A 1788-nucleotide genomic window follows, 5' to 3' on the forward strand; every position below is an offset into this window, starting at 1 on the left:
CGCCGCCGCCGGCCTCGACCCGGCGGCGGTCGCGACCATCGCGGCGTACGGGTCGGTGACCGGCCCGGCCAGCGCCGCGGTCCGGCTGCTCGGCCTCGACCCGTACCGGGTGCACGCGGTGCTGGCGGCGTTGTCAGTCGACTGCGACGCCACGGCGGCCCGCGCGGTCGCCACCGCCGACGATCCGCCCGAGTGGTTGCCGGCCCCGGCCGCCCCGCTCACCGACATCCACGCCGAAGTCCACACCACCTGGGAGGTGCGTCTCTTTGCGTCCTGAAACCGTATCGCCGACCCCGCACGCGTCGATCCCGCACGACGAGACCGTGCCGCACACCCACCCCGAGCCGGGGGTCGACCCGCACGCCCCGCTGCCGCCCACCGCCCGCCCGCTGCGGGTCGGCATCGGCGGGCCGGTCGGGTCGGGCAAGACCGCGCTGGTCGCGGCGCTGTGCCGGGCCTTCGCCGACGAGCTGCGCCTGGGCGTGGTCACCAACGACATCTACACCACCGAGGACGCCGACTTCCTGCGTCGGGCCGGGGTGCTCGACCCGGCCCGGATCAGGGCCGTGGAGACCGGCTGCTGCCCGCACACCGCGATCCGCGACGACATCGGCGCGAACCTCGACGCCATCGACGAGCTGGTCGACGGGGTCGGGCCACTGGACCTGGTGCTGGTGGAGAGCGGTGGGGACAATCTCACCGCCACCTTCAGCCGGGGGCTGGTCGACAGGCAGATCTTCGTGGTCGACGTCGCCGGTGGCGACAAGGTGCCCCGCAAGGGCGGGCCCGGGGTGACCGCCGCCGACCTGCTGGTCATCAACAAGACCGACCTGGCCCCGCTGGTCCGGGCCGACCTGTCGGTGATGGACCGCGACGCCCGCGCCCGGCGGGGGGACCTGCCGACGGTGTTCCTGTCCATCGTGGGCGACCCGCTGGCCACCGGGGTGGCCGACTGGGTCCGCCACGAGCTGGCCCACCACCGTGGCCGGCTGGCCGTCGCCTGATGCGCGCGGTCGCCCGGGTGGTGGCGGTGGCCGACGGCCGGGGCCGCACCGTGCTGCGCGAGTTGCGCGGCGAGTCACCGCTGCTGCTGCGCCAGGCCGCCGCCGAACAGGGCGTCCCCACGGTGTACGTCGTCGGCGGCGCGGCCGGTCCGCTGGCCGGTGACGACCTGCGGTTGAGCGTCGAGGTGGGGCCGGGGGCGACGGTGCGGGTGCGTACCGTCGCCGCCTCGGTGGCCCTGCCCGGCCGGGCAGGGGCGGTCTCCCGGATGCGGGTCGAGGCGGTGGTGCACGACGGGGGCACCCTGCACTGGTTGCCGGAGCAGCTCGTCGCGGCGGCCGGCTGCGACCACGTCGCCGAGTCCCGGGTGACCCTCGCCGAGGGGGCCGGGCTGCTCTGGCGCGAGGAACTGGTCTGCGGCCGGTACGGCGAACCCGCCGGCGACGTCGTGGTGGCCACCTCGGTCGACCACGCCGGCCGGCCGCTGCTGCGCCAGTCCCTGGCGGTCGGCCCGGCCGCACCCGGCTGGGCCGGGCCGGCCGTGCTGGGCGGGGCGACGGCGACCGGTTCACTGCTGGTGGTCGGTCCCGCCGCCGCGTCGGGACCGGCCACCGTGGACGCCGGCGGCGGCCAGCCCCGGGGCCGGCTGCTCCCCGCCGGCCCCGGGGCGTCCGCGGCCTGGCTGCCGCTGGCGGGCGGCCCGGCGGCCCTGCTCACCGCCACCGCGGCCGACGCGCACACCCTGCGCGTCCTGCTCACCGCCCCGGTCGACGCGCACACCCCGCC

Annotated in this window: 3 protein-coding genes; all 3 read left to right on the forward strand. The window is 77.6% G+C overall.

Annotated elements, in window-relative coordinates; all coding sequences use genetic code 11:
* The coding region (locus B5D80_RS32615) for an urease accessory UreF family protein (RefSeq protein ID WP_342747168.1) at positions 1-277 on the forward strand (277 nt) is incomplete at its 5' end.
* Positions 267-1004 (forward strand): urease accessory protein UreG, encoded by a 738-nt coding sequence (gene ureG / locus B5D80_RS32620; RefSeq protein ID WP_088647759.1) that lies wholly within the window; start codon positions 267-269, stop codon positions 1002-1004. The genes B5D80_RS32615 and ureG, both read left to right, overlap by 11 nt.
* On the forward strand, positions 1004-1788 hold a 785-nt coding region (locus B5D80_RS32625), incomplete at its 3' end, for an urease accessory protein UreD (protein WP_088647760.1). The genes ureG and B5D80_RS32625, both read left to right, overlap by 1 nt.

This window comes from Micromonospora wenchangensis (assembly GCF_002210435.1).
In the GTDB taxonomy this organism is placed as follows: Bacteria; Actinomycetota; Actinomycetes; order Mycobacteriales; family Micromonosporaceae; genus Micromonospora; species Micromonospora wenchangensis.